The organism is Rhizobium sp. GN54, from assembly GCF_021026345.1.
Classification (GTDB): domain Bacteria; phylum Pseudomonadota; class Alphaproteobacteria; order Rhizobiales; family Rhizobiaceae; genus Mycoplana.
In genome coordinates this window covers 1-2,396 of sequence record NZ_JAJNCZ010000027.1, presented here as the reverse complement: position 1 = coordinate 2,396, position 2,396 = coordinate 1, and the positions used below count along the sequence as shown (strand labels likewise).

Here is a 2,396-nt window from a genome sequence, read left to right as displayed (position 1 = left end):
TTTCGGTCTCAGTAGAGTGTGAAGGCTGGAACGTATGAGATGAGGACGAGGACGGTGAATGCGACGAGGTAGAAGGGCCAGAGTTCCTTGACGACGGTCCCGATGGGGACGCGGGCGATGGCGGCGCCGATGAAGAGGGTCGTTCCGATCGGCGGCGTGAAGAGGCCGATGGAGAGGTTGATGCAGATCATGACGCCGAGCTGGATCGGGTCCATGCCGATGGCCTGTCCGATGGCGACGAAGGTGGGGCCGAGCAGCAGGATGGCGGCGGGCAGGTCGAGGAACATGCCGACGACGAGCATGATCAGGTTCATCATGAGGATGATGAGGATCGGGTCGGCCAGCACGGTCTGGGCCCATTGGGCGACGATGGTGGGGATCCGCTCGGCGATGAGGACGTGTCCGACGAGGCTGGAGGCGGTGATGACGAGCATGACGACGCCGGTGGTGACGACGGTGTTGACCAGCGCCCCGTAGATGCGTTCGACCGTGAGGTCGCGGTAGAGCAGCGTGCTGACCACCAGCGCGTAGAAGACGGCGATGACGCTGACTTCGGTGGGGGTGGCGACGCCGGCGCGCAAGAGGACGACGATGAAGAAGGGCATCAGCAGGGCCGGCAGGGCGGAGACGAAGGTCTGGCCGATGGTGGCGACCTGCTCCTTCTTCGTCAGCCGCGGGAAGTTGCGGAACCGGCCGGAGAGGTAGCAGACGAGCATCATGCCGAAGGCGAGCATGATGCCGGGCAGGACGCCTGCAGAGAAGAGCGAGGCGATCGAGGTGTTGGAGACCGTGGAATAGAGGATGAGCGGGATCGACGGCGGGATGAGGCCGGCGATGGTGGAAGACGAGGCGGTGACGGCGGCGGCGAAGCCTGCCGGATAGCCCTCGCGCTTCTGCCAGGGGATCAGCATGGAACCGAGGGCGGAGGCTTCGGCGACGGCGGAGCCGGAGACACCGCCGAAGATGGTGGAGCCGACGACGGTGACCTGTCCCATGCCGCCGTGATAGCGGCCGACGAGGGCGGCTGCGAACTGGACGAGCTTCTGTCCGAGGGTGCCGGACATCATCAGCGATCCGGACAGGATGAAGAAGGGGATGGCGAGCAGCGGGAAGCTCTGGGTCGGCTGGAACAGCTTGACGACGGCGAGCACGGTGGGCGTTCCGCCATGCCAGAGGATGGCAGCACCTGCTGCGATGATGAGGCCGTAGCCGACGGGCACGGAGAGCGCCAGCAGGACGGCGAAGAGGCCGGTCATGATTGCGGTCATGTGGTGTGCTCCGGATCGGTGTTGTGGACGGTGCGGGGATCGTCGCAGGTGACGACGCGCACGACGTTGACGAGGCAGGCGAGCGCGATGCCGCCGAAGCCGAAGAGCAGGGCGCTGTAGGCCCATGCCTGTCCGAGGCCGGTCATCGGGAAGACCTGGGCCTTGGTGATGGCGATGACCTGCAGGGAGAGCTGCGCCAGGAAGGCGAAGGAGGCTGCGACGAAGAGATTGATGAAGGCGAGCAGCCAGCGCAGCTGGGTGTCGTTCAGCCAGGAGCGCAGCGCTTCTGCGGCGATATGGGCGCCGCGCTGGGCGCCGACGACGATGCCGCCCATGACGAGCCAGGGGAAGAGCAGGTTCGGCACCTCGTTCGGCCATCCGAGGCCGGATGAGGTGAAGTAGCGGACGATGACTTCGGCCATCAGGGCGAAGAAGATGACGACGACGGAGCCGACGGCAATGGTCACGGCGATGGTGTCGATGACCTTGCCGATCATGTCGGCGATGCGCAAGGCGGCGGGTGCCGCCTTGCGATCGATGTGGGCGTTGGACGCGGGGGTCATTGTGCGGCTGCACCCTTGGCGGCGGCGATCAGTTCGTCGACGAGTTCGGGATACTGCTGGCGCCACTTGTCGTAGACGGACTGGGTGGCTTCGACGAAGGGGGCGGGATCGACGTCGTTGAACTTGACGCCGGCCTTTTCCAGTTCGCCGCGCAGGCTTTCGGTCTGGTCGCGGACCATCTTGCGGTTCAGGTCGCCGGCTTCCTTTGCGGCGTCGCGGATGATCTGCTGGTCTTCGGGCGACAGCGCGTCGAAGACGATCTTGGAGGCGAGGAAGGGCGTCGCCTCGTATTTATGGTTGGTGTTGGAGATGAAGGGCTGGACTTCGTAGAGCTTGGAGGAATGGATGTTGATGAGGGGGTTCTCCTGTCCGTCGACGACGCCCTGCTGCAGGGCGATGTAGAGTTCGGAGAAGGCCATCGGGGTCGGCGAGGCGCCGAGCGCGGTGAAGATGTCGACCGTCATCGGATCCGGCGGCGTGCGGATCTTCAGGCCCGCCAGATCACCGGGCGCAACAATCGGATGCTTCGAGTTCGACGTCTGACGGATGCCGTTGTTCCACCAGG

At 65.1% G+C, this 2,396-nt stretch carries 3 protein-coding genes; all 3 read right to left on the bottom strand.

Annotation, left to right across the window (positions count from 1 at the left end; genetic code table 11):
- Positions 1 to 8 precede the first annotated feature (8 nt).
- Positions 9 to 1,268 (bottom strand): TRAP transporter large permease, encoded by a 1,260-nt coding sequence (locus LQK81_RS26175; RefSeq protein ID WP_230809321.1) that lies wholly within the window; start codon positions 1,266 to 1,268, stop codon positions 9 to 11.
- Positions 1,265 to 1,831 (bottom strand): TRAP transporter small permease, encoded by a 567-nt coding sequence (locus LQK81_RS26170; protein WP_230809320.1) that lies wholly within the window; start codon positions 1,829 to 1,831, stop codon positions 1,265 to 1,267. Before LQK81_RS26170 ends, LQK81_RS26175 begins: the two co-directional genes overlap by 4 nt.
- On the bottom strand, positions 1,828 to 2,396 hold a 569-nt coding region (locus LQK81_RS26165; protein ID WP_230809319.1), incomplete at its 5' end, for a TRAP transporter substrate-binding protein. The genes LQK81_RS26170 and LQK81_RS26165, both read right to left, overlap by 4 nt.